The 23,969-nt window shown below is 65.9% G+C and carries 25 protein-coding genes; 13 read left to right on the top strand and 12 right to left on the bottom strand.

Features of this window, described 5'->3' with window-relative positions:
- The 12 genes from O3298_RS09530 to O3298_RS09475 all read right to left on the bottom strand — a co-directional run bounded on the left by O3298_RS09530 (window position 1) and on the right by O3298_RS09475 (window position 9,478).
- On the bottom strand, window positions 1-402 hold the full coding sequence (locus O3298_RS09530; RefSeq protein ID WP_305059119.1) for an MSHA biogenesis protein MshK: 402 nt from the start codon (window positions 400-402) through the stop codon (window positions 1-3).
- Window positions 387-1,070 carry a type II secretion system protein GspM gene (gspM, locus tag O3298_RS09525; protein WP_305059118.1) on the bottom strand — a complete coding sequence of 228 codons (684 nt, stop codon included), beginning with the start codon at window positions 1,068-1,070 and terminating at the stop codon, window positions 387-389. Before gspM ends, O3298_RS09530 begins: the two co-directional genes overlap by 16 nt.
- Entirely contained in the window at window positions 1,070-1,750 is a 681-nt protein-coding gene (locus O3298_RS09520; protein ID WP_305059117.1) for an MSHA biogenesis protein MshA, read from the bottom strand. Before O3298_RS09520 ends, gspM begins: the two co-directional genes overlap by 1 nt.
- Complete coding sequence (locus O3298_RS09515) at window positions 1,747-2,706, bottom strand: agglutinin biogenesis protein MshI (protein ID WP_077405827.1); 960 nt, start codon at window positions 2,704-2,706, stop codon at window positions 1,747-1,749. Before O3298_RS09515 ends, O3298_RS09520 begins: the two co-directional genes overlap by 4 nt.
- Before the next feature lie 131 nt (window positions 2,707-2,837).
- The gene (locus O3298_RS09510; RefSeq protein ID WP_305059116.1) at window positions 2,838-3,296 is read right to left on the bottom strand and encodes an agglutinin biogenesis protein MshP; all 459 of its coding nucleotides are present in this window, start codon (window positions 3,294-3,296) and stop codon (window positions 2,838-2,840) included.
- Complete coding sequence (locus O3298_RS09505) at window positions 3,293-4,195, bottom strand: prepilin-type N-terminal cleavage/methylation domain-containing protein (protein ID WP_289904681.1); 903 nt, start codon at window positions 4,193-4,195, stop codon at window positions 3,293-3,295. The genes O3298_RS09510 and O3298_RS09505 overlap by 4 nt, the downstream gene beginning before the upstream one ends.
- Before the next feature lie 7 nt (window positions 4,196-4,202).
- On the bottom strand, window positions 4,203-4,760 hold the full coding sequence (locus O3298_RS09500) for a type II secretion system protein (protein WP_289904679.1): 558 nt from the start codon (window positions 4,758-4,760) through the stop codon (window positions 4,203-4,205).
- On the bottom strand, window positions 4,750-5,319 hold the full coding sequence (locus O3298_RS09495; RefSeq protein WP_305059862.1) for a type II secretion system protein: 570 nt from the start codon (window positions 5,317-5,319) through the stop codon (window positions 4,750-4,752). The genes O3298_RS09500 and O3298_RS09495 overlap by 11 nt, the downstream gene beginning before the upstream one ends.
- 125 nt (window positions 5,320-5,444) lie before the next feature.
- Window positions 5,445-6,062 (bottom strand): type II secretion system protein, encoded by a 618-nt coding sequence (locus O3298_RS09490; RefSeq protein WP_305059115.1) that lies wholly within the window; start codon window positions 6,060-6,062, stop codon window positions 5,445-5,447.
- Window positions 6,032-6,538, bottom strand: a complete 507-nt coding sequence (locus O3298_RS09485; RefSeq protein WP_305059114.1) for a type II secretion system protein — start codon at window positions 6,536-6,538, stop codon at window positions 6,032-6,034. The genes O3298_RS09490 and O3298_RS09485 overlap by 31 nt, the downstream gene beginning before the upstream one ends.
- Window positions 6,538-7,773, bottom strand: a complete 1,236-nt coding sequence (locus tag O3298_RS09480; RefSeq protein ID WP_289904674.1) for a type II secretion system F family protein — start codon at window positions 7,771-7,773, stop codon at window positions 6,538-6,540. Before O3298_RS09480 ends, O3298_RS09485 begins: the two co-directional genes overlap by 1 nt.
- A gap of 1 nt (window position 7,774) precedes the next feature.
- A complete protein-coding gene (locus O3298_RS09475; RefSeq protein WP_034781098.1) occupies window positions 7,775-9,478 on the bottom strand; it encodes a GspE/PulE family protein in 1,704 nt (567 codons plus the stop codon).
- A gap of 208 nt (window positions 9,479-9,686) precedes the next feature.
- On the opposite strand from O3298_RS09475, the gene O3298_RS09470 reads away from it, so the two are divergent.
- From O3298_RS09470 to O3298_RS09410, 13 genes are all read left to right on the top strand, one after another.
- Window positions 9,687-10,415, top strand: a complete 729-nt coding sequence (locus O3298_RS09470; protein ID WP_289910486.1) for an ABC transporter ATP-binding protein — start codon at window positions 9,687-9,689, stop codon at window positions 10,413-10,415.
- Complete coding sequence (locus O3298_RS09465; protein WP_305059113.1) at window positions 10,412-11,926, top strand: ExeA family protein; 1,515 nt, start codon at window positions 10,412-10,414, stop codon at window positions 11,924-11,926. The genes O3298_RS09470 and O3298_RS09465 overlap by 4 nt, the downstream gene beginning before the upstream one ends.
- Before the next feature lie 107 nt (window positions 11,927-12,033).
- On the top strand, window positions 12,034-13,992 hold the full coding sequence (gene mshL, locus O3298_RS09460) for a pilus (MSHA type) biogenesis protein MshL (protein WP_305059112.1): 1,959 nt from the start codon (window positions 12,034-12,036) through the stop codon (window positions 13,990-13,992).
- Entirely contained in the window at window positions 13,989-15,404 is a 1,416-nt protein-coding gene (locus tag O3298_RS09455; RefSeq protein WP_305059111.1) for a tetratricopeptide repeat protein, read from the top strand. The genes mshL and O3298_RS09455 overlap by 4 nt, the downstream gene beginning before the upstream one ends.
- Before the next feature lie 7 nt (window positions 15,405-15,411).
- Window positions 15,412-17,115, top strand: coding sequence for a GspE/PulE family protein (locus tag O3298_RS09450; protein ID WP_305059110.1), 1,704 nt, complete (start codon window positions 15,412-15,414; stop codon window positions 17,113-17,115).
- Window positions 17,115-18,320: a type II secretion system F family protein gene (locus tag O3298_RS09445; protein WP_289910491.1), complete on the top strand. Its 1,206-nt coding sequence runs from the start codon at window positions 17,115-17,117 to the stop codon at window positions 18,318-18,320. The genes O3298_RS09450 and O3298_RS09445 overlap by 1 nt, the downstream gene beginning before the upstream one ends.
- 7 nt (window positions 18,321-18,327) lie before the next feature.
- A complete protein-coding gene (locus O3298_RS09440; protein ID WP_289910492.1) occupies window positions 18,328-19,884 on the top strand; it encodes a hypothetical protein in 1,557 nt (518 codons plus the stop codon).
- A complete protein-coding gene (locus tag O3298_RS09435) occupies window positions 19,881-20,552 on the top strand; it encodes a hypothetical protein (RefSeq protein WP_251348301.1) in 672 nt (223 codons plus the stop codon). The genes O3298_RS09440 and O3298_RS09435 overlap by 4 nt, the downstream gene beginning before the upstream one ends.
- Window positions 20,549-20,956, top strand: a complete 408-nt coding sequence (locus O3298_RS09430) for a hypothetical protein (protein WP_289910493.1) — start codon at window positions 20,549-20,551, stop codon at window positions 20,954-20,956. Before O3298_RS09435 ends, O3298_RS09430 begins: the two co-directional genes overlap by 4 nt.
- A complete protein-coding gene (locus O3298_RS09425) occupies window positions 20,953-21,711 on the top strand; it encodes a hypothetical protein (RefSeq protein WP_289910494.1) in 759 nt (252 codons plus the stop codon). Before O3298_RS09430 ends, O3298_RS09425 begins: the two co-directional genes overlap by 4 nt.
- Window positions 21,708-22,424 (top strand): type II secretion system protein, encoded by a 717-nt coding sequence (locus O3298_RS09420; RefSeq protein WP_289910495.1) that lies wholly within the window; start codon window positions 21,708-21,710, stop codon window positions 22,422-22,424. Before O3298_RS09425 ends, O3298_RS09420 begins: the two co-directional genes overlap by 4 nt.
- On the top strand, window positions 22,424-23,197 hold the full coding sequence (locus O3298_RS09415) for an ABC transporter permease subunit (protein WP_305059109.1): 774 nt from the start codon (window positions 22,424-22,426) through the stop codon (window positions 23,195-23,197). The genes O3298_RS09420 and O3298_RS09415 overlap by 1 nt, the downstream gene beginning before the upstream one ends.
- Window positions 23,197-23,919, top strand: a complete 723-nt coding sequence (locus O3298_RS09410) for a hypothetical protein (protein ID WP_305059108.1) — start codon at window positions 23,197-23,199, stop codon at window positions 23,917-23,919. The genes O3298_RS09415 and O3298_RS09410 overlap by 1 nt, the downstream gene beginning before the upstream one ends.
- The last annotated feature ends 50 nt before the right edge of the window (window positions 23,920-23,969 follow it).

The raw sequence follows: 23,969 nt of genomic DNA, 5'->3' as shown, positions 1-23,969 counted from the left end.
CTACTCCTGCTTGCGGTCGGTCTTGCTATCGGTCTTGCGATCGGCCTTGTTGTTGGTCTTGCTACTGGGATACAGCTTGAAGGTTTCCAGTGATTTGCCACGCCGCAACAATACGGCCGTGTCGCGGATTTCCACCACCACGGCGTCGCCCACCTTGCCTCCCACCTTGACCGTCTGGCCATCGATGACGGCCAGGCGGCGTCCGCCCGGCTGGGTGGAAACGAGCACCGATTGCAGCTGCGGCCGGGCCGCGACGACGGGCGCGGCGTCGGCGGGCGCCCACAGGGCTGCGGGCGGGCGCGTCGGATCGTCGAGCGCCTGCGCCTGCGCGCCCGGCGATGCCAGGTTCAGGATCAGGAAGGGCGCCAGCAACGCGGAACCCAGGGTCAGAGTGCGATCCATGTATCGTCCATGCTGAGGGTATGTAAGGTCAGGGTCAGGGTGGCGCCCGGGTAACTGGCAGCGTCGAGGTGGGCGGCGCCCCAGAAGACGCGCGTCGGCATCGCTTGCAGCGCCTGCATGTATTGCACCATGTCGGCATAACTGCCTTGCAGCACCACTTCCACCCCATGCTGGTGCAGCAGTGGCGCCGGGGCCGGGGCCCTGGCCGCCGCATCGCCGTTCGCGCTGTCGGCCTGGCGCGCGCCCACGGCGCTGGCCGGCAGGGTTTTCAGCGACACCACGCGCAGTCCTGCGTGCCGGCGCAGCAAGTGTTCGAGCAAGGTGAGCATGCGCTCGGGCGCCACCAGACCATGCTGCTTCTCGCGCAGCGCCTGCGCCAGGGACGCCGTTTCCGCCTGCAAGGCCGCCAGGCGCTTGCGCGCTTCCTGGTCGGGATCGGTGGCATGGGCCAGCATGGTCAGCTCGATTTCCTTGTCGGTGGCGCTCAGGAGGCTTTGTTTTTGCGCAATGCTCGCCTCCAGCGCGGCGCGTTTCGCCAACAGGGGATTGAAGCTCATGAAATAGAACACGAACAGGACGGCGGCCGCACCGGCGCCGAACACCATCAGCCGCTCGCGCAGGCTGAGGGCGTCGAAGGCGGCGGCCCATTTCTTCAGCAAGGGCAGCATCAGCGTGTTCCTTCCGTAACAGGTTTCGGCGGCGTGGCAGGCCCGGCCGGGCCGGCGGCGCGGTCGGCCGACTGCAGGCTGAACGCGACATACGGCAGGCCAGGCGCCTTGCCCTCGGCCACGGCCGGCTGCCCGGACTGGTTAATGTCGAGGCTGGCGAAAGTCTTGCCTCGCAGTACTTCCTGCTGGCCCAGGCGCGTGATGTACGCGGGCAACAGCGACGCGTGCAAGGCGCGGCCCTGCAAGCCGAAGTCATTGCCGGCGCCGGCGATATCCACGCCCGTCAGCCATACGCCCTCGACCTTGGCCTGCGCCAGCGCGCGGAAATAGCCGGCATAGCCGAGGGTATTGCCCAGCTTGCCGCTTTCCAGCACGTTCGACGCATCCTGCAGCAACTGGCGTTGCGCCTCGACGGCCGCCAGTTCCTGCGCCAGCGTCGGATCTTTCTTGCGTGGAGGAAAATCGCGCAAAGCCTGGTCGCGCTTCGCCTCGCCTTGCGCCAGCGCCGCCTTGACGCCCGCTTCGCGCCGTTCCAGGCCGGTCAAGGCTTGCTGGGCCAGCACGCCCACGGCCAGCAGGGCCAGCGCCAAGCCGCCCAGAGCCAGCCCGGCCGTGCGCGCCGACATATGGTGTTTTTGCAGTTCAAACTGGGGATTGAACAGATTGATCTGCTGGCTCATGCGCCCTTCCCTTCATGCTTGCCCGGGTGCAGGCCAACCTCGCGCAAGCCGGCGCCGATGGCTAGGAAGTAGCGCGCCTGCATGGCGGGGTCGCGCAATTCGGCGGCCTGCGACAAGTCCAGCACCGTGGCCAGGTCCAGCTGCTCGACGGGCATGTAGAGGTTGTCGGCCAGATAGGCGTGCAAGCCGTCGGCCGCGCCCGTCATAAGCATCAAGCGGGCCAGCGAAATGAAATGAAACTGGCGGTCGAAGTGGTCGAACGAGCGCTGCAGTTCCAGGGTGACGCGGTCGTAATACTGGCTGGCGTCGGGCGACTGCAATTGCGTCAGGGTCACGTCGATGCGGCGCGCCTGGTAAAGCTCGCCATTGAAACTCATGGTCAGCAAGCCGCCGTCGCCATCGAAATACAGCACGGCGATGCCGCGTCCCGGCGTTTCCAGCAAGGTGGCGATATTGCGCTGCGCCATCTCGGGGATATCGATCACGGACAGGCCGATCTTGCATTCGGCGTACAGCGCCTGGCGCCGCGACACGGCGCTGTTGCGCGCGGCGACGGCAAACACGCTGCTGCCGCGCTGGGTGCCGTTCGGGTCGCCGGGGATGTCGAACACGTCGATGGTGGCTTCGGCCAGGGGAAAGTCAAGCATGTCCTTCAGGCGCCAGCCCACGGCCGTCTTCAGTTCCTCGCGCGGCACGGCCGGCGCTTCCAGCGACAGCAACTGGTACTCGCCGCCGGCCAGCACGGTGGTGCAGTGGCGCGCTGCCGCCTGCACGTCCTTGCCCAGTTTTTCCAGCACCTCGGCCGGCGCCGGCCGCGCGGCCGCCTGGTAACTGGCGCCCAGCACGCGCGGCATGCCGTCGGCGGGACGTTCGACAACGACAGCGCTGACGCCTTCCCGGCCAAACGCCGTGGCCAGCCAACCCTCATACTTCCTTGCTCTTGCGAATAAACCCATGCGACCTATCCAGTGTAAGTGCCTGCCCGATCTTGTCGCGCAGTTAATGCATCCAGCCAATTTTAATTCATGAAGCCAACTTTATTGTGTAAAAACAATAAATTAGCGATCTTTTTTTCATGCAGTTGACCTTACTGCGACAGCACGGCTTGCAGGCGGCGCTGGACGTAATCGGCGTTATTGCCCGCGTTAGGACAGAACGGCTTGACTGCGGCCGGCTGGTTGCACGCCGTGGCCGTGATGGTCCAGCTGGTCAAGGTGCCGGGCCCCTTGGCCGTGCTGCATTGCACGCTGACGCTGAACGACGACAGCGTCGTGCCCGCCGGCAAGTTGAAATCGGCCGGACCGATGCACGCCGCGCCGGCGGTCAGGCCGGCGCTGATCTGCTGCTGCAGCCCCCATTCGAGACCGGCGCGCGCGGCCTGTTCGGCGCGCACGCCCTGCACGTCCATGGCCGACTCCGTCTGCTGGAAAGTGGAGATATTCACCATCACGGCCGCCAGCGCGGCCAGCACCACCAGCAGGAAAATGGCCGTGACGAGGCTGAAACCGCGCATGCGGCCCGTGCGGTGGCGCAGCAAGCGCCTCATGGCGTATTCCTCGCCTGTACCTGTTGCACCAGACGCAGCACGCCCGTATTGCTGTTCGCCGCCCCCAGACTCAGGTCGATATTCACCAGACCCCGCTGCACGTTGGCCAAAATGCCATAGCTGAAACGGCAAGCCGTCACCTGGCGCGCCAGCAGTGCTCCCTTCTTCGCCTCCAGCGGCGCCGTGTTTTCCACAACCGGCTGGGTAGCCTGGATGACATAGCCCGCGTAACGGGTCAGGGTGCCGGTCGCCAGATCGCACGCATAGGTAACGGGCGTCGATACCACCTGGAAACGGTTCGATGGCGATGGCAGCGGCGCGGGCGCCGTCGTGAAGGGATAGCTGCCCAAGGTGACGACAGTGCCGGACACTGCCGTCACGGGCGCACGGTTGCAGCCATTTGCCGCGCTGCAGGCATACGCATTGTTCGGCGCGTCGTCCCCGCCCAGGTTGTAGACGACGATCTGATCGCCCACGCTGATCGCCTGGCGCGTGCCCAGCGCATCGGCGGGCATGGCGCCGACGACGGTGAAGCTCGCCGGAACGCCGGGGGCGGGAGGGGTCTCGAAGCTCAGCACATTGCCCAGACCGGCCGGGTCGCTGTCGCTCAGGTAGCGCCCGCCCGTCTTGGTCAGCAGCAATTCCAGGTACAGGCCATTGCCGCCCACGCGCACGCTGTTGGGCAGGGCCAGGCGCACGTCGCGCGTCAGGCGGCGCGCCGCCGTATCGGCCGTGTCGGCCAGCGCCGCGCGCGCGGTGGTGTCGATATAGCCTTGCACGGGCACGCGGATGAAGACGGCGACCATGGCGCCGATGATGCCCGTGATGACGATCACGATGACCATCTCGACGAGGGTAAAGCCGCGCGGGCGGCGCCTGGCGTTATAGAAATTTCTCATGGGATACTCATGGGATACTATTCGGCGCATAGCGCACGCGATAGCCGTCGAGCACGATCTGCTGGTCGGCATACGGCACGACCACCTGGATATGCAGGCTTTCCGTCGCAGGCAGGTTGTTCAGTGCTTGCTCGGTGATCGTCACCAAGGCAGTGTAATTCTGGGTGGGGCTGGCAGCCCAGGCATTACCCTGGGCATCCGTCGTGTACTCCTTGGCCGTGCCATACGCGCTCACGTAATCGTTGACGTTGTCGAACGGCCTCCCCGCGCCGTTCGCCTCTTCCCCCGGCCCTTCCGGGATGGCGCAGCCGGCCGGGCTGGTCGCCGTTTCCGCGGCCGGGTCTTGCGGATCGCAATAGGTAAACCGCGCCAGCTGGATTTCTTCCAGCATGCCTTCGGCAATCGCCAGCGCCTGCTTGCGCAGCTGCGGATCGGCGCTGTGTTGCGTCGTCAGGCTCATCACGCCCAGGATGGCGGCCGAGGCCAGGCCGACGATGACGATGAACAGCACCAGCTCGATCAGGGTCACGCCGCGTTCACGCTGGCGCCGCTGGCTAATGGACATAGCCGGTCTCCCCCTCGACCGTGACGACGCGCTCCGTGCCGTCACCCAGGATGCTGATGTTCAGCCGCGCCGGGAAAGCCGATGGCGCCGGGAACACATCGTTCTGCGCATATGGTTTGCCCAGCGCGTCGAAATAAAAACTGGGCTCGCCTGTCACATCGGTGGACAGCTTGACGCCGGACGGACGGCCTTCGCACAGCCAATTGCTCCCCAGGCAATACTGCTGCGTCTCCTTGCTGCCGCTGTTCTTGCCCGCGGGCGGCACCACTTTCTGGTCAGCGCTGCAAACGGCATCGAAGCACAGGGCCACGCTGTTGGCATCGATGCGCACAAACACGGCACGGTTTTGCGCCACCGCAAGTTTTTGCCCGTAGCGCACGATATTCGTCACCTGGTCGGCAAAACCGCGCGCGTCAAAAGTGTCGCGCTGGAAAAACCGGTTGACGGCAAAGGTCGCCAGCAAACCCGCCAGCACCAGCACGGCCACCAGCTCGATCAAGGTGAAGCCGCGTGGGCGGCACTGCAGCCTAGCCCGCGGTAGCGCCAGACGTTGCGGCAAGATGATCGATGGCAAGGACAATGGAGATACCCGTAAAAAAGCCCAACCGGCATAGCCTGGCGTTGGGCGGGCGGAAACATGGCGCGGCCGTGCCGGTTTGCCGGCACGGCATCTGCACGCCTGTATTAACTGCAGTTGGCCGGCGTGCCCAGGGCCGTCGCGTCAACCACCGGCGGCTGGATCGGTGTGGTGCCTGCGGCAGCCACGGCAGCCGTATAGGTCACCTTGCAATTTGGATGTTTACTGTCAGGCAATACAGTCAACACGGTCGCCGTTGCAGCAGTGGTGGTGGTATCGTAGTCAAGCAGACCACCTGCCGCCGCGGCGATGCCAGGCGAAGCGATAGACGGATAGCCGCTGACGCCCTTGACGTCCGTGCCTTCCATGGTGATGGCAACGCTGTCCGCAGGCGAACCCTTGACCAACCATTGTGCGTGGAACAGGGCCGAACCAGACTTCAAGGCACCCGCCGCCGCCTGCATCTTGGCCACGCGCGCCTCGGTCGACATGTCGATGAATTTAGGAATCGCCGTGGCGGCCAGGATGCCGAGGATCACGATGACGACGATCAATTCGATCAGGGTAAAACCTGCCTGGGCGCCGCTTTTCATACTACGTAAAGACTTGTTCATTCTTGCTTTCTCCAAAATCAAATAAAAAAACTTCAAAACCAACGCCATGACACCGTCGCTGCACCGGACCAGGAAGCGCGTCAGTTTGCCGCCGGGTCCGGCGATTGCCACACCACGATATCGGGTTCCTGGGCGAGCTTGTCAAGATCGGCATCCGCACGTGGCAAGGTTACCTTAAATTTCACTAAATCAACCCTTTTACTGGGAAAAATATTGCCATTACTAAACAAATAGATGATTTTTTGTTCTTTTTTATCGTACAGCCAATTCCCCGCAGGTAATTTTTCAAGCTCCGGCTGCGCGAACTCGCCCAGGTAGTTGGCCGGCTTATCCATCAGCCAGTCGAACGGGTTTTGCCGCGCCAGCGCCGGCAACTGGTCGCGCCGATCCGCCAGGTACAGGTGCAGCACCTGCACCCGCAAGCTGGTGCGCAGCACGCCCAGCATCTGCGCCACGGCCACCTGCTGCGCCTGTCGCTGGTAATAGCCGACGCGGTTCAGGAACACGGCCGTCAGGATGGCGAACACGCCCGCCACCACCGCCAGCTCGAACAGGGTGAAACCGCGCTGGCGGAACGGTTTTGCCATCAGTGCAGGGCCGCCCGGCCCAGGTCCCAGATCGGCAGGAAGATGCCCAGCGCCAGCACCAGCACCATGGCGCCGAGGAAGACGATCAAAATCGGCTCGATCTGCGCCGACAGGGTTTTCAGCTCGTAATCGACTTCGCGCTCGTACATGTCCGCGATCTCGTCCATCAGGTCGTCGAGCGAACCGGATTCCTCGCCCACGGCGATCATCTGCAGCACCACGGGCGTAAACACGCCGGCCGCGACCGAGGTGCGCAAGATGCTTTCTCCCCGCTCGACGCCGTCGCGCATCTGCTCCACGCGCGCGCTCAGATAGGTGTTGTCGACCGTTTGCGACACCACCGTCAGCGCCTGCACGATGGGCACGCCGCTCGTACTCGACAGGGCGAAGCTACGCGCGAAGCGGGCCATCGTGCCTTTCAGGATGATCTTGCCGGCGATCGGCAGGCGCAGCTTGGCGCGATCCCACTTATATAAACCCTCTTTCGTGCGCAGCCAGGCGCGCCAGCCGAAAAAGCCGCCCACGCCCAGCATCAGCAGGATGGGCCAGTACGTCACCGTAAAGCGCGAGATACCGATCAGGATGCGCGTCATCAGGGGCAGTTCTGCATGGAAGCTGGCGAACACCTTCTCGAACTGGGGAATGACGAAGATATTCACCACGATCATGGCGGCCAGCATGGCGAAGACGACGAAGGTCGGGTAGCGCGTCGCCGTTTTCACGCGCGCGCGCATGTCGCGGTCGAATTCCAGGTGGTCGAACAGGCGCAAAAACACTTCATCGAGGCGCCCCGTCATTTCACCCACGCGCACCATCGACAGGTAGAACGGCGTGAAGATGGCGGGATGGCGCGCCATGGCGGCCGACAGTTCGCGGCCCGCGTCGAGCGATTCGCGCACATCCTTGATGATGCGCCCGAATGCGGGACTGATGGCCGACTCCTGCAAGCCGGCCAGGCCGCGCATGATGGGCACGCCCGCCTTGAGCAGGGTGTACAGCTGGCGGCTGAACAATTGCACGTCCATGGGCGTGACCTTTTTCTCGGTCAGCTTGTCCCACCAGCCCAGTTGGTTGGCGCCCGCCTTCGTCACCGTCTGTTTCGTGGCGCTGATGTCGACGGGCGTGCTGCCGCCCGCCATCAATTGGTCGGCCACGGCGCCGCTGTCGGCACCTTCCATGACGCCGGTCAACAGTTCGCCGCTGGCGCTGCGCGCCTTGTAGGAGAAAAACGGCACCTCAATCCTCGCTCTGGTTGCTGATGCGCATCGCTTCCATCACCGTCGTGCGGCCCTGGACCACCAGCTGCACGGCGTGGCGGCGCAGGGTTTCGCCCGCCATCTGCGCCGTCGCCACCTTCATGAAGTGGGACGGATCGGCATGGTTGGCGGCATCGGCCACGGCGCGCGTGATTTCCAGCAATTCGTACACGCCCGTGCGGCCCCGGTAGCCCATGCCGTTGCAATGCGAACAGCCCTTGCCGTGGAAATACTGGTTGCGTTCGACCAGCTCGCCCAGTTCCAGGCGCAGCCATTCGTATTCGTTCGGCGTGGGCGCGTATGGCGTGCTGCAGCTTTCGCAAATCACGCGCACCAGGCGCTGCGCCAGCACGGCTTGCAGCGAGCTGCCCACCATGTAGCGGGGCACGCCCATGTCCATCAGGCGCAGCGGCGTGCTGATGGCGTCGTTGGTATGCAGGGTCGACAGCACCAAGTGACCCGTCATGGCGGCGCGCAAGCCGATTTGCGCCGTTTCCTGGTCGCGCATCTCGCCCACCAGCACGATGTCGGGATCTTGCCGCAGGGCCGAGCGCAGCACCCTGGCGAAATTCAGCTCGATCTTGTCGTTTACTTGCACCTGGTTAATGCCCGGCAAGCGGTACTCGACGGGGTCTTCCACCGTGATGAGCTTTTTTTCCACGGAGTTGAGTTCGGACAAGGCGCAGTACAAGGTCGTCGTCTTGCCGCTGCCGGTCGGCCCCGTCACCAGCACGAGGCCGTTCGGGCGGCTGACGATGGCGCGAAATTGCGCCACCAGCGCGGGCGGCATGCCGATGGCGTCCAGGCGCAAGGTCGTGCCGCCCTGGTTCAACAAGCGCATCACCACCGATTCGCCGTACTGCGTCGGCATGGTGGAAATACGCACGTCGATGCGCTGGTTTTTCACGCGGATGGCGAAGCGGCCATCCTGCGGCAGGCGTTTCTCGGAAATATCGAGGTCCGACATCAGTTTCAGGCGCAGCGCCAGCGAACTGGCGATCTTGCTGTCCGCTTCCGTCTGCAGGTGCAGCACGCCGTCGATGCGGAAGCGGATCTGCAGCCGGCCTTCCTGCGGCTCGATGTGGATGTCCGAGGCGCGCACCTGGGTGGCATCCTCGAACACGGATTGCAGCAGCTTGACGATGGGCGCCTCTTCCAGGCCAGGATTGGCGGCCAGCGCGCCGAAGTCGACGGAAACGTCGCCCAGGTCCTGCTCCAGCTCGCGCGTCAGGGTGGAAATGTCTTCCGTGCGGCGGTAGATGCGGTCGATGGCGGCCAGCACTTCCGTCTCATTGACGACGGCCAGTTCGATATGGCGCTTGACCAGGCGCGAGATTTCATCGTACGCGAACAGGTCCGTGGGATCGGACATGCCGACCAGCAAGCCCTCGCGGCGGTCTTCCAGCACCAGCGCGCGGAAGCGCCGCGCCTGGGTTTCCGGCAGCAGCCGCACCAGTTCGGGATTGATGTTGAAAAACTTCAGATTGATATAGGGAATGTCGAGCTGGCGCGCCAGGGCGCCCGAAATCTGCTCTTCCGTGACGAAACCGTGCTCGACAAAAACGCGGCCCAGCTTGCGTCCCGAACGCTTCTGTTCCGTCAAGGCCTGGCCCAACTGTTCTTCCGTCAGCAATTTCTGCTGCACCAAAATTTCACCGAGCCGGACTTTCTCTGGCCTTGCCATGCTTGCTCCTCGACAGATTCATCAGACGATGCACGCCAGCGGCGCGCGGGGGTATTTTATTCCAGAACCTGTTGTTTCTTAAAGAAAATACATTCCATCATTTGATTTTTGCGCATTTCAACACTCAGCAAGTAAACACTTGCCGCCCGCCGGCACCCATGACAATAATGGCGGTCGTACCCCGTCTTGCCTGCCGACCATTGCCACTATGAACGCCTGCGCCATCGAGTTCCACAACGTGCATCTGCAGCTGGCGGGCAGCATCGTGCTGCGCGGCGTCGACCTGCAGGTGCGCGCGGGAGAACTGTTCGGTCTGGTTGGCGTGAATGGCGCGGGCAAGACTTCCCTGCTGAAATGCCTGCTGGACTTCTGTACGCCGGAGCGGGGCGAGATCGCCATCTTCGGCCAGCCGCACCGGCATGGCGCGGCGCGCCAGCCCCTGTCGTTTCTGCCGGAGCGCTTCCAGGCGCCGTATTACCTGACGGGCGGCGACTTCCTGCGCTACCTGGCGCGCCTGCACAAGGTGCGCCCCGATGCGCAAGCGCTGCAGCAAACCCTGGACGCGCTGGACCTGGCGCCGGACGCCCTGCTGCGCCCCGCGCGCGAGTATTCGAAAGGCATGATGCAGAAACTGGGGCTGGCCGCATGCTTGCTATCGGGCAAGCCGCAACTGTTGCTAGATGAACCGATGAGCGGACTCGACCCGAAGGCGCGCGCGCAATTCAAGCAAGTCTTGCGGCAAGCGCGCGCGCAAGGCCGCGGCGCCCTGCTCACCTCGCATGCGCTGGCCGACGTGGAAGAATTGTGCGACCGCATGGCCATCCTGCATGGGGGCCGCATCGTGTTTACGGGCACGCCCGCCGAATGCCGCGCGCGTCACGGCGGCGCGCAAGACGCCAGCCTGGAACAGGCTTTCCTCAATTGCATCGCGGCATGAACGCCGACACGCACGTCCCGCCCTCCACGCCGCCCGGACGGCCGTATGCGCCCTCGCCGCACGGCATGTATCTGCGCCATTTCGGCTTGCGCACGGCGCCGTTCGGCATCACGCCGGATCCGGCCTTCTTTTATACGGGCAATACGCGGGGCGAGCTGCTCGCTGCGCTGCTGTATGCCGTCACGCAAGGCGAAGGCATCATCAAGCTGACGGGCGAAGTGGGCAGCGGCAAGACCATGCTGTGCCGCATGCTGGCCGAGCGCCTGCCGCCCCGGGTCGACGTGCTGTACCTGCTCAATCCCCGCCTGGAACCGGACGAAGTCCTGCACGCCATCGCCGCCGAACTGGGTCTGGAACTGGATGGCTGCCGCGCCGACGCCGTCCTGCGCGCCCTGCACGGCGAGCTGATCGCCAGGCATGCGGCGGGACGCCAGGTGGTGTTGCTGGCCGAAGAAGCACAAGCGATGCCGGGCGCCACCCTGGAAGCGCTGCGCCTGCTGACGAACCTGGAGACGGCCAGCCACAAGCTGCTGCAGATCGTCCTGTTTGGCCAGCCGGAATTGCAGGACACCCTGGACTTGCCCCAGTTCCGCCAGTTGAAGGAACGCATCACCCACAGTTTCAGCGTGCCGAGGCTGCCGCCAGCCTTGCTGGACGACTATCTGGCATGCCGCCTGGCCGCCGCCGGCCGCACGGCGCCGCTCGTTTTCACGCCGGCCGCGCGGCGCCGGCTGGCGCGCGCGGCGCAGGGCATCGTGCGCAGGATCAATATCCTGGCCGACAAAGCCTTGCTGGCCGCGTTTGCGGACGATGCGCAGGAAATCAGCGCGCGCCACGTGCGCCTGGCCATCGCCGACAGCCCCTTTTACCGCCCGCCCTGGCATGCGGGCAAGCTGCTGGCAGGCGCCTTGAGCGCGCTGATGCTGCTGCTGGCCTTTGCTCTGCTGTGGCAATGGCGGGCGGGCAGCGAGGATCCGACAGCGGCGACAGCCAGCATGGCGACGCCGGCAAGCCAGGCCTCCCAGGCACGCTCCGCCGCGCCCGCCGACGCGGCCCCAGAGACGCTCAAGGCAGCGCTTATGCGCGCACCGCAGCCCGCCCCGTCAACGCTGCTCGACAGCAAGCTGGCCGAATCGCGCGACTGGCTGGCGCGACAAGGGCCGAAGCAACTGGTGCTGCACATCGCCAGCCTGCCCGCCACCGAGACAGTTGCGGCGGAAACCTTCCTGCGGCAGGCGCAGCAAGCCACCGGCCTGCACGACCTCCACGTGTTTCGCCTGCCTGGCGCCATGCCCGCAACCGCGTCCGCGCCCGCAAATACGCCGCCCGCGACCTCCGCCGCGCGCCTGCTCATCGTCTATGGCAGCTTTGCCGACCAGGCCAGCGCCGAAGCCGTGTGGGCCAGGCTGGCCCCGGCGTCGCCGCAGAAAATATTGCTGAGCGACATAGACAGTATCCGCACAGAAATAAAAGCCCTGGCACCGGAAAAACCGGGGCGTGGCGCCCCCTGACTTTATTTCAGCATATTGCCTCCCAAGCCTGCACAGCCGATTGCTTTTAAGCGATCATGCTGGGTAAAATTACAAAAGCACAACACGACTTCAAGGGCGAACTTTTCATGACTCAACACCCTATTCCTGTGCTGACCTCTTGGGTCGCCCTCGCCTGCAGCACCATGCTGGCCGGCTGCGCCACGCATCAAACGCCGCTGTCGCCGGCCCACCTCAATGCCGCGCCCGTCGCCGCCGGCGTCATTCCCGAACCGGTGCAGCAAAGCAGCGCGCTGGCCGCGCCCCTGCCCGCGCCCAAGGTGGAAACCTACAGCGTCACCGTGCACAAGGTGCCTGTGCAATCGCTGCTGTTTGCGCTGGCGCGCGACGCGGGCATGAATATCGACATCCACCCGCAGATCGAAGGCAGCGTCACCCTGAATGCTCTGAACCAGACCCTGCCGCAATTGCTGGCGCGTATCGGCAAGCAAGTCGATATGCGCTACGAAATCGATGGCAAGAACCTGACGGTGCTGCCCGACGCGCCCGTCTGGCGCACTTACAAGGTCGATTACGTCAACATGGCGCGCAGCACCAACAGCAGCGTGAATATCGCCACGCAAATCTCCACGGCGGGCGGCGGGTCGAACAACGCCAGCAACCCCGTGGGCAGCACGCAAGGCAGCGGCGGCAACGGCAATAACAATTCGACCACCCTCGTCGTGAATCGTTCGGAAAATAATTTCTGGTACAGCCTGGAAAAGAATATCCGCGACCTGCTGCGCGAGACCACGCTCAACGACGTGCAGGTGGACCCGCTGGCGCAGCTGAACCAGCAATTGACGAGCATGCCCGGCCAGCAGGGACAGCAGGGACAGCAGCAGAACCAGGCCGGCGCCTACCCTGCCGCCGGTGCGGCGGGCCAGTACGGCGCCCAGCCGCCGATGCAGTATGGCAACCCGAACGGGAACCAGAATGTGCCGGGACAGCAGGCGCCCGGCCAGAATGCAGCTCCCGGCCAGCCGCTGGACGCGAACGGCATGCCGCTGCTCAAACTGGCCAACAAGGGCAGCCCCTCGTCCGTCGTCGTCAACGTCGAGGGCGGCCTGATCGCCGTGCGCGCCACGGGCCGCCAGCATGAAAAGATCGCCGAATTCCTCGACGCGGTATTGCACAGCGCCAAGCGGCAAGTGCTGATCGAGGCAACCATCATCGAGGTGCGCCTGAGCAATGAATACCAGCAAGGCATCAACTGGTCGCGCCTGACGGGCAGCCTGCAATTGCGCCAGGGACAAGTGGGCACGGCGGGCCTGTCCAGCGGCGTCACGCCGAACGCCACGCCCGGCATCTTCCTGCTCAATTATTTGAAAGACAGCTTTTCCACCACCATCCAGCTGCTCGAATCGTTCGGCAAGGTGAAAGTGCTGTCCAGTCCGAAGATCAGCGTGCTGAACAACCAGACGGCCATGCTGAAGGTGGTCGACAACAATGTCTTCTTTACCATCAAGGTGACGCCCGCCGTGATCAGCTCGACGGGCACCATCACCACGCCGGCCACCTATGAATCGAAGCTGGAAACGGTGCCCGTCGGCTTCGTCATGAGCGTCACGCCGCAGATTTCCGACAGCGATGAAGTGACCCTCAACGTGCGCCCCACCATCACGCGCATCGTCGGCTACGTGCAAGACCCGAATCCGGCCCTGGCCACGGCCAACGTGCAAAGCCGGGTGCCCGTGATCCAGGCGCGCGAGCTGGAATCGATCATGAAAGTGGGCAATGGCCAGATCGCCGTGATGGGCGGCCTGATGCAAGACTCCATCGACAATGCCAAGGATGGCGTGCCGGGCCTGTCCAGCCTGCCCTTGGTGGGCAATCTGTTTACCTACCGCAATGAGGCAAGCAGCAAGACGGAGCTGGTGATCTTCATGCGCCCCGTCGTCGTCAAGGATGCCAGTGTCGAGGGCGATTACCGCGATTACCGCTACCTGCTGCCCGGCCAGGCGCCGCTCAACACCCAGCCCTACACGGATGGCCCGCCAGCGGCGCCCATCCGGCCGCAGGCGCGCTTGCAGGGAGACTTCCCATGAGCTTGCTGATGCAGGCGCTCAAGAAAGCCGAGCGCGCCAAGCAGAACAGCCTTTCCGACGAAGAACTGGAAAAGCCGTCCGAAGCCTACGACCAGGTGCTGGAACTGGCGCCGGCCGACGCCCTGCCGCCCCGTCCCGCACCGGCGCCAGCGCCCGTGCAGCCGGCAAGCACCTTGCGCCTGGAGCCGCTGACGGACGCGCCCGCGCCGCAGCCGGCACAGAGTGCCTCCCAGCCTGAGCCACAGCCAGGGTCACAGCAAGGCGCGCAGTCAGGCCCGCCGCCCGAGCCGCCGCGCGCCCGTCCGGAAGCGCCGCCCGCCCGGCCACGCGCCAGCCGCAGCAATCCGCCGCCGAAAGGCCCCACGGGCCCCATCAGCGTCGACCCGGTCACCGTGCGCCTGGCCGTGCTGCTGGCGATCCTGCTGCTGGTGGTCGGCTCCATGGCGTACTGGTACTGGCGCGCCAGCACCAGCCCCGGCGCGGGCGCCAACTTGCCCGGCGTGCCCATGCCGCTGACGGATGCCCCTGGCACGGCCGGCGTCGCCGGCCCCGTCGTGGTGGTGCCGGCGACGGGTGCCGCGCCGCCGGACGCCATGACGCCCGCGGCGCTGCCGCCCGACACCCCGCGCGACGCGCGCCAGCCAGAGTCAGCACAGGACCAGCAGGCGATGATACAGGCGGCGGCCCAGGCCGCCGTAGCGGCGCAGCTGGCGCACATGGCGCCGCCCGCAGCGCCCAGCCTGCCACCGGTGGCCGCGCCCGACAACAGCCAGATCCAGGTGCAGCGCAGCGTGGCCGCGCCGCAAATCAACCCCGACGTGCAGCAAGCCTATCAAGCCTTCAACGGGGGCCAGTTGGGTCTTGCTCGTCAGCAATATGAAACGGTGCTGCGGCAGGATGCCACCAACCGCGACGCGCTGCTGGGCCTGGCGGCCGTAGCCCTGCGCGAAAACCAGGGCGCGCAGGCGGCGGCCCTGTACGTGCGTTTGCTGGAAATCAATCCCGACGATGGCGAGGCGCTGGCCGGCCTGATCGGGCTGCGCCAGGGCGACGTGGCGCAGAGCGAGGCAAAATTGAAAGCCATCCTGGCGCGCAACCCCGACAGCGCCCCCGTGCTGTTTGCACTGGGCAATGTGTACGCCAAGCAGCGCCGCTGGAACGAAGCGCAGCAGCAATTTTTCCGCGCCTACGGCGCCGCGCCAGGCAATCCCGACTATGCCTTCAACCTGGCCGTGGGCCTGGACCGGCTGAACCAGCCCCGGCTGGCCGCCACGTATTACCAGCGCGCCTTGACCCTGGCGCAAACGACGCCCGCCGCCTTCGACCAGGCCGTCGTGCAAACGCGCTTGCGCGAACTGGCTGCCCCTGCGGCCCCGGCCGAGCCGGCCATCATCACCCCCCGTCAGGAATAAGCATCACATGGCAGAACAGGCAAAACTTCCCCTCGGCAAGCTGCTGATCCAGAAAGGCGTGATCAGCGAAGACCAGTTGCGCATCGCCCTGATCGAACAGCGGCGCAGCAGCGAACCGCTGGGCAAGCTGCTGATCACCCTGGGTTTTGTCACGGAAGCCACCGTGCGCGAGGCGCTCAGCGAAAACCTGAAACAGGTCAGCGCGGACCTGTCCAGCCTGGTGGTCGACGCCATCGCCCTGAAATTGATCCCGAAGGACGTGGCCAAGCGCTACCGCGTCTTTCCCATCGTCTACGAGCGGCAGGCGGATAACCTGATCCTGGCCATGGCCGACACGAGCAACATCGTTGCGCTCGATCAAATCAGCGCCATGCTGGTCAAGGGCATCACGATTTCCACCGTGCTCGTCAACGAATCGGACATTTCGCGCGCCATCGACCAGTACTATGGCTTCGAGCTGTCGATCGACGGCATCCTGCACGAAATCGAGACGGGCGAAGTCAGCTATCAAAGCATGGCCTCGCCGTCGGACGAATACAGCCAGCCCATGGTGCGCCTGATCGATGCGCTGCTGGCCGATGCCGTGCAGAACGGCGCCTCGGACATCCATTTCGAGCCGGAACAGTCGTTCCTGCGCATCCGCTACCGTATCGACGGCATCCTGCGGCAAATCCGCAGCCTGCACAAATCGTACTGGCCGGCCATGGCCGTGCGCCTGAAGGTGATGTCGAACATGAATATCGCCGAGGCGCGCGCGCCGCAGGATGGGCGCATCAGCATCAAGTTTTCCGGGCGGCAAATCGACTTCCGCGCGTCGGCGCAGCCCACCACGCATGGCGAAAACGTCGTGCTGCGCGTGCTGGACCGGCAAAAGGGCATCGTGCCGCTGGACGCGCTGGGCCTGGCCGAGGCGGAATTGAACTTGTTGAAACTCATGATCGCGCGCCCCGACGGCGTGATCCTCGTGACGGGCCCGACGGGCAGCGGCAAGACCACCACGCTGTATTCGATACTCAACCATATCAATACGGAAAGCGTCAACATCATGACCCTGGAGGACCCGGTCGAGTATCCGATGAACATGATACGCCAGACCTCCGTCAACGAATCCGTCAAGCTGGGCTTTGCCGACGGCATCCGCTCGATGATGCGGCAAGACCCCGACATCATCCTCGTGGGCGAGATCCGCGACCGCGAAACGGCGGAAATGGCGTTTGCCGCCGCCATGACGGGCCACCAGGTGTATTCCACCCTGCATACGAGCTCGGCCATCGGTTCCGTGGCGCGCCTGCTCGACATCGGCATCTTGCCCGACATCATGGCCGGCAACATCATCGGCATCGTGGCGCAGCGCCTGGTGCGGCGTTTGTGTCCGCATTGCAAAGAAACCGTCATCGCCGATACCATCGAACGGCGCCTGCTGGGCCTTGTACCCGAGGCGCCCGCCGTCAGCATCTGCCGCGCCGCCGGCTGCGAACGCTGCGCGCACCAGGGCTACAAGGGCCGCCTGGCCATCATGGAAATCCTCAAGATGACGGCCGAACTCGATGAATTGACGGCGCGCCGCGCCAGTTTGCGCGAGCTCAAGGCCGCGACGCGCGCGGCCGGTTTCAAGGGCATCGTCGACGACGGCATGCGCCGCGTGCTGGAAGGCGTCACCACCTTGGAAGAAGTGGGCCGCGTAGTCGACCTGACGGAAAGGTTGGCCTGATGGCGCAATATGTCTACCGCGCAATGGATGCGGCCGGCGCCCTGATTCCCGGCAGCATGGAGGCGGCCAACGTGCCGGACCTGGAAGCGCGCCTGCACCGCATGCAGCTCGACTTGATCGACTGCAAGATCACGGGCCAGTACCTGGTGCTGCTGGGCAAGCGCATCATCCACCGCCGCGACCTGATCAATTTCTGCTTCCACATGGAGCAATTGACGGGCGCGGGCGTGCCCATCCTGGAAGGCTTGAACGACTTGCGCGAAAGCACGGACCACCCGCGCCTGCGCGAAGTCGTCACGGATCTGATCGAAAGCATCGAGGGCGGCCTGCCCCTCTCGGGCGCGCTGGCCCAGCATGGCGACATCTTCGACGCCACGTTCACCAGCCTGATACTGGCGGGAGAACAGAGCGGCCGGATCGCCGACGTCTTCAAGAACCTGTCGGAAAGCCTGAAATGGCAGGACGAGCTGGCCTCGCAGACGCGCAAGATCGTCATGTACCCCGTCGTCGTCGCCATCGTCGTGGCGGCCGTGACGTTTTTCCTGATGATTTACCTGGTGCCCCAGCTGACGGCGTTCATCCGCAACATGGGCGGCGAATTGCCGCTGCACACGCGCGTGCTCATTGCCGTGTCGAATGTCTTCATCGATTACTGGTATCTGCTGCTGGCCCTGCCCGTGCTGCTGTTTTTCGGCTTGCGCACGCTCATCCGCCGCAGCGGGGCGGCCCGCTACGCCTGGGATGGCTTGAAACTGCGGTTGTGGCTGATCGGTCCCGTGCTGCACAAGATCATCCTGGCCCGCTTCGCCACGTTTTTTGCCCTGATGTATGCCTCCGGCATCACCATCCTCGAATGCATCCGCCTGTCCGAGGGCATCGCCGGCAACCAGGTGGTGGCGGCCGGCCTGCGCCGCGCCGCCCAGCTGATCAGCGAAGGTTACGGCGTCACCGCCGCCTTCCAGCACACGGGCATCTTCCCGCCGCTGGTGATCCGCATGCTGAAGGTGGGCGAGTCCACGGGTTCGCTGGACACGGCCTTGCGCAATGTCAGTTACTTTTATAACCGGGAAGTGAAGGAATTGATTGAAAAAGTGCAAGCCATGATCGAACCGGCCATGACGGTCATCCTGGGCCTGCTGCTGGGCTGGATCATGCTATCGGTGCTGGGGCCGATCTACGACGCCATCAGCACGATCAAAACCTGAGGCCGCCGTGTTCCGCAAACAATTACTCTACCTCACCAGCGACGCCCTGTGCGCCTACGACTGGAACCACGGCGTGCTGGGCCCCGGCCAGGCCTTCCCCGCCAGCGCGGCCGGGCTGGACGGCTTCGCCGCGTGGCTGGAAGATCCGCAGGAGCGCAGGCTCGACGTGCCCGCCTACCTGCTGACGGACTTGATCGAGGAAGATTTCCAGCATCAGCTCGTGCCCCACGTGCGCGGCAAGGCGGGCCGCGCCCTGCTGGAGCGGCGCAAGCAGCAATTACACCGCGACACGCCCTACCGGGGCAGCACCCTGCTGGGGCGCGAAAGCACGGGACGCCACGACGACCAGGTACTGTTTTTCGCCCTCACCAATCCCACCTTGCTGCAACCGTGGACGGAGGCGCTCGAACACTTGCGCGTGCCCGTGGCCGGCATCTATTCGACCAGCCTGCTCAGTATCGCGCTGGTCAAAAAGTTGTCGATCGCGCATGAACACTTGCTGCTGGTGACGCAGCAATCGGGCGGCTTGCGGCAAAGTTACTATGAAAAGGGCCAGCTGCGCTTTTCGCGCCAGACGGCGACCATCGCGCTCGACGGCGTGGCTGTGAATATCGCGCTGGAAACGGAAAAGACACGGCAATTTCTCACCAGCACGCGCATGCTGGCGCGCGGCGACGTCCTGAATACCGTCATCCTGGCGCCGGCCGCACAGATCGCCAAGCTCGAACTGCTGTGCGACAACGGCGTCGAAGTGGCTTACCACTTCATCGACCTGCAGTTGGCCGGCGAACGGGTGGGCTTGCGCCAGACGCCGGCGCTGGCCGACGAATTGCTGCTGACCTTGCTGGGCAAGCATCCGCCGTCCAGCCACTATCCGCCCGGCGCGCTGGCCCGCTATTACCACTTCCAGCGCGCGCGCAAGACGCTGTACGGCGCCAGCGCCCTGATCGGCGCGTCGGCCGCCCTGTGGTGCGTGATCAATTTGCTTGGCGGCATCGCCGACGGGGCCAGCACGCAGCGGCTGGCGCAGGAAACGGCGTCCTACCAGGAGCGCTACCGCAGCGTCATGTCGACCCAGCCGCCGGCGCCGGCCAAGACGCAGAACATGAAAGTGGCCGTCACCCTGGGCCAGATGATCGCCAGCCAGGCGCCGGAGCCGGGCCGCCTGCTGGGCATGCTGAGCGCCGCGCTGGACCAGGCGCCGCAGGTCGCGCTGGGCCAGCTGCACTGGCATGCGGGCCAGGCGCCCGCGCGCACGGCCGCTGGCCAGCCGCCGCCGCAGCAGACTGCGCCGCCCCACAGCGCCCTGGCCGGCATCCCTGTCGCGCCGCCGCAGGCGCTGCGCCTGGAAGCGGACGTAGCCATGCCGAACAATGACTACCGCGCCGCCCTGGCCGCCATCACGGCCTTCGCGCAAACCCTGGCGCGCCAGCCGGGCATGCAGGTGACGATCGAGGAAACGCCGCTCGACCTGCGTCCCAGCGCGGCCCTGTCCGGCAAGAGCGCAGCGCCGGCGCAGGACAGCCAGGCCCGCTTTACCCTCTTGCTGGAGTGGCAGCCATGAGCGGCCCCGTGAAGCAGCCACCCCTGCCCGGCATGCAGCGGGCAGGCACGCCCATGCGCACCCTGCCCGCCTGGCTGGGCGAACTGCACCTGGTGCGCGCCGCCCTGCTGTGCTTTGCGCTGACCTTGCTGGCCAGCCTGCTGCTGCTGAGCCTGACCGCCGCCTATCGCATGCGCGAAGCGCAACAGCTATACCTGGCCCAGCACACGCGCGCGGCGGCGGCCACCCTGTTCAACCACGCGGAAGCGGAAAAACAGGAAATCCGCGCCTACGAACCGCAATTTTTGGCCCTGCGCCAGCGCGGCCTGATCGGCGAGGAAAACCGCCTGGCCTGGATCGACGCCATCCGCCGCAGCCAGGAACAGCGCAAATTGCTGCCGATCAGCTATGACATCAGCCCGCAGCAAGCGCTGCCCGTGCCATTGCCCATGGTGATGGGGCAATATCACCTGCGCGGCAGCCGCATGCGCCTGCAGATGGATTTGCTGCACGAAATGGACTTGCTGAACCTGTTTGACGATTTGCGCCAGGCCGGCTATTTCGCCGTGCAGGATTGCACGCTCAAGCGCCATGGCGCGGCCGGCGGCGAGGCGGTGCCGACCCTGGGCGCCGAATGCGAACTGCTGTGGCTGACCGTCAACAGCGTGCCCGTGCCGGGGCGGCCATGAGGTCCGCCCGCATCCTGTGCGCGCTGCTGGCCGGCGCCGCGCTCACGGCACAGGCGCAGCCGCTGGGACGTTTGTTCCTGTCGCCCCAGCAGCGCGCCCAGCTCGATGCGCAGCGCTACGGGCCGCCGCCACCCGATCCCGCCCTGGCTGCCCCCACGCCCCCGCCACCGCCGCCGCCCGCGCCGCCCGTGGAATTGAATGGCGTGGTGCAGCGCAGCAGCGGCCGCTCCACCGTCTGGCTGAACCAGGAAGCGCAAAACGAGCCGCACAACCGCCTTGCCCGCGACAAGCCCGGCACCCTGACCCTGCGCCTGTCGAATGGCCAGGCGGTGCTGCTGAAACCTGGCCAGCGCTACGACCCGGCCAGCGGCACGGTCACCGAGGCGCAGGAGACGCCGCCATGACGCCACGGCAAGCTCATTGTCAACCTCATCGGCAAGCTCGTTGGCAACCTCGTCGCCAGCGCGGCGCCGCCCTGTTGCTGCTGGTGGCCGTGCTGGGCCTGGGCGCGGCCAGCCTGCTGATCAGCGCCTTTGGCCGCAAGACGGGCGAGGCCGAACGCCAGCAGCGCACGCTGGACACCCTGGCGCAGGCGCGCGAAGCCTTGCTGGGCTTTGCGGCGGTCAATGGCCGCCTGCCCCGTCCGGCCGCCTCCGCCCTCGACGGGCGCGAACGGGCCGCCGACTGCGCCGACGATGCCGCCTGCAGCGGCTTCCTGCCGTGGGTGGCGCTGGGCGTGGCGGGCAGCGACGCCTGGGGCAAGCTGCTGCGCTACAGCGTCACGCCGGAAATGGCGCGCGCGCCCATCGTCTCGTTTTCCGCCGTCGCCAACCGGGTCGTGCTCGAGCGCGACGCGCGCGGCGAATTCGCCTACGTCGCGGGCCAGGCACTGTGCGACGTCAGCGTCGAATGCCTGCCCGTCGTGCTGTTCTCGCAAGGCAAGGACCACTACGGCACGGCCGCCAGCGGCGTGACGCAGATCAATACGGCACGCGGCAATGTCGACGAAGCCGCCAACGACCGCGCCAGCCGCAGTTTCATCGCCCGCCCAGCCACCGACAATGCCGCGCTGCCCGGCGGCGCCTTCGACGACATGCTCACCTGGATTACCTTGCCCACCCTGTACCAACGCATGCGCGCCGCGCGCAACCTGCCATGAGCCCCCGCCCGCATCCATCGCGCCGCCAGGGCGGCTTTTCCCTGATCGAGATCGCCATCGTGCTCGTCATCGTGGGCTTGATGATAGGCGGCCTGGTCACGCCCTTGACGGTGCAGCTGGAACAGCGCAAGGTGGCCGAGACGCAACAGGCGCTGAATGAAGCGAAGGAAGCGCTGACGGGCTACGCGCTGCGCTACGGCTACCTGCCCTGTCCCGCCATCTCCGCCATGAGCGGCCTGGAAGACCGGCGCGGCACCCGCTGCACGGGCGAAAAGCGCGCCGGTTTCCTGCCCTGGGCCACCCTGGGGCTGCGCCAGGGCGACAGCTGGAACAATCTGTTCCGCTACAGCGTGACGCCGGCCTTCAGCGACAGCGGCCAGCTTTTCAGCCTGTCGACGCCGCGCGACATCAGCATCGTCACGCGCAATGGCGGCGCGCTGCTGCAGGCGACGGCCTTGAACGACATCCCAGCCATGATCATGTCGCACGGCAAGAACGGTTTCGGCGCCACGGGCGTGCAGGGCCAGCGCCAGGCTGTGCCTTTCGGTAACAATGTCGACGAGCGCAACAATGCTACGAACGCTACCACCGTCATCAGCCGCGCCGCCAGCGGCCCGCAGCAGCCCGGCGGCGAGTTCGACGATATCGTCGCCTGGCTGTCGCCGAACATCCTGTTCAACCGCATGGTGGCCGCGCAAAGGCTGCCCCGCTGATGCCCATGCTCTCGCCCGCCGCCACCATCGCCCGCTACACCTTGCTCGAAGCGCTGCGCAGCCGCCTGCCGTGGCTGTTCCTGCTGGCCGCCTGCGGCGCCGCCGCCCTGGCCGGCTTCCTGCAGCAACTGGCGCTGACGGAAAGCGGCGCCGTGCAGGCGGCGTTGCTGGCGGCCGCCTTGCGCCTGGCCGGCGTCTTCCTGCTGGCCACCTTCATCATCACCAGCATGGCGCGCGAAGCGGCCGACCGGGGCCTGGAACTGCTGCTGGCGCTGCCCATGCCGCGCGCCGCCTACCTGCTGGGCAAGCTGCTGGGCTACGGGGCGCTGGCGGCCGTGCCCGCCGTGCTGTTCGGCCTGTTGATGACCCTGTTCGCCGCACCCGCGCAAAGCGCGCTGTGGGCGCTGTCGCTGCTGGGGGAATTGTGGATCGTCGCCGCCTTCAGCCTGCTGTGCGCGGCCAGCCTGCAGCAAGCCCTGCCGGCGCTTGCCGCGACCAGCGGTTTCTATGTGCTGGCGCGCATGCTGGGCAGCCTGCAACTGCTGGCGCACGGCCCGCAGGCGGGCGACTCGCTGGCGCAGCGGGCCACGGCCGGCGCCATCGACGTGCTGGCCCTGTTGCTGCCCCGCCTGGACGCCTTTGCGCGCACGGAATGGCTGCTGTACGCCACCGGCGACTGGCCAGCCCTGGCCAATGTGGCGGCGCAAACCGGCATCTACGTGGCCTTGCTGGCCAGCTGCGCGCTGTGCGACTTTTACCGCAGGAACATCTGATGGCCGCCGCCCAGCGCCCCTGGAGCAGCGTACCGCGCCCCCTGTGCTGGCTGCTGGCGGCATGCCTGCTGCTGCAGCTGGGCTGGCGCCTGGCGCAGCAGCAAGCGCCGGCGCAGGCGCGGCCCCTGCCCGCCGCGCCGCCGGCTGGCGTGGCGCGCCTGGCCAGCCTGGGCGAGCCGCTGGCCATGTCGAAAGCCATGCTGCTGTACCTGCAGTCGTTCGAAGACCAGGCCGGCGTCAGCCTGCCGTGGCGCCAGCTCGACTATGACCGCCTGGCCGGCTGGCTGGAAACGGCGCAAACGCTCGATCCGCGCAGCCAGTATGCGCTGGTGGCCGCCAGCGAAGTGTACGCGGGCGTGGCCGACCCACAGCGCGTGCGGCGCATGCTGGCCTTTGTCGCCGCCAGCTTCGCGGCCGACCCGCAGCGCCGCTGGCCCGCCATGGCGCAGGCGGCGCTGGTGGCGAAGCACCAGCTGCACGACCTGCCGCTGGCCCTGTCGTATGCGCGTGAACTGCGGCGGCTGGCGACGGGGCCGCAAGTGCCATCCTGGGTGCGCGAGATGGAAGCGTTCATCCTGGAAGACATGGACCAGCTCGACAGCGCCCGCCTGGTGATCGGCGGCCTGCTCGCCAGCGGCCAGATCAGCGATCCGCACGAACTGGCCTTCCTCGCGCGCCGGCTCGACGAACTTGCCAAGAAGAAAGCAAAGGCCACGCCATGACCCTGCCCTGCGCGCCCGGCATCAAATGCAGTAAACTGCCAACCCAAGTT

The sequence above is a fragment of the Janthinobacterium sp. SUN137 genome (assembly GCF_030587265.1).
Lineage (GTDB): Bacteria > Pseudomonadota > Gammaproteobacteria > Burkholderiales > Burkholderiaceae_D > Janthinobacterium > Janthinobacterium kumbetense.
This window is presented reverse-complemented; position numbering and strand designations above follow the sequence as displayed.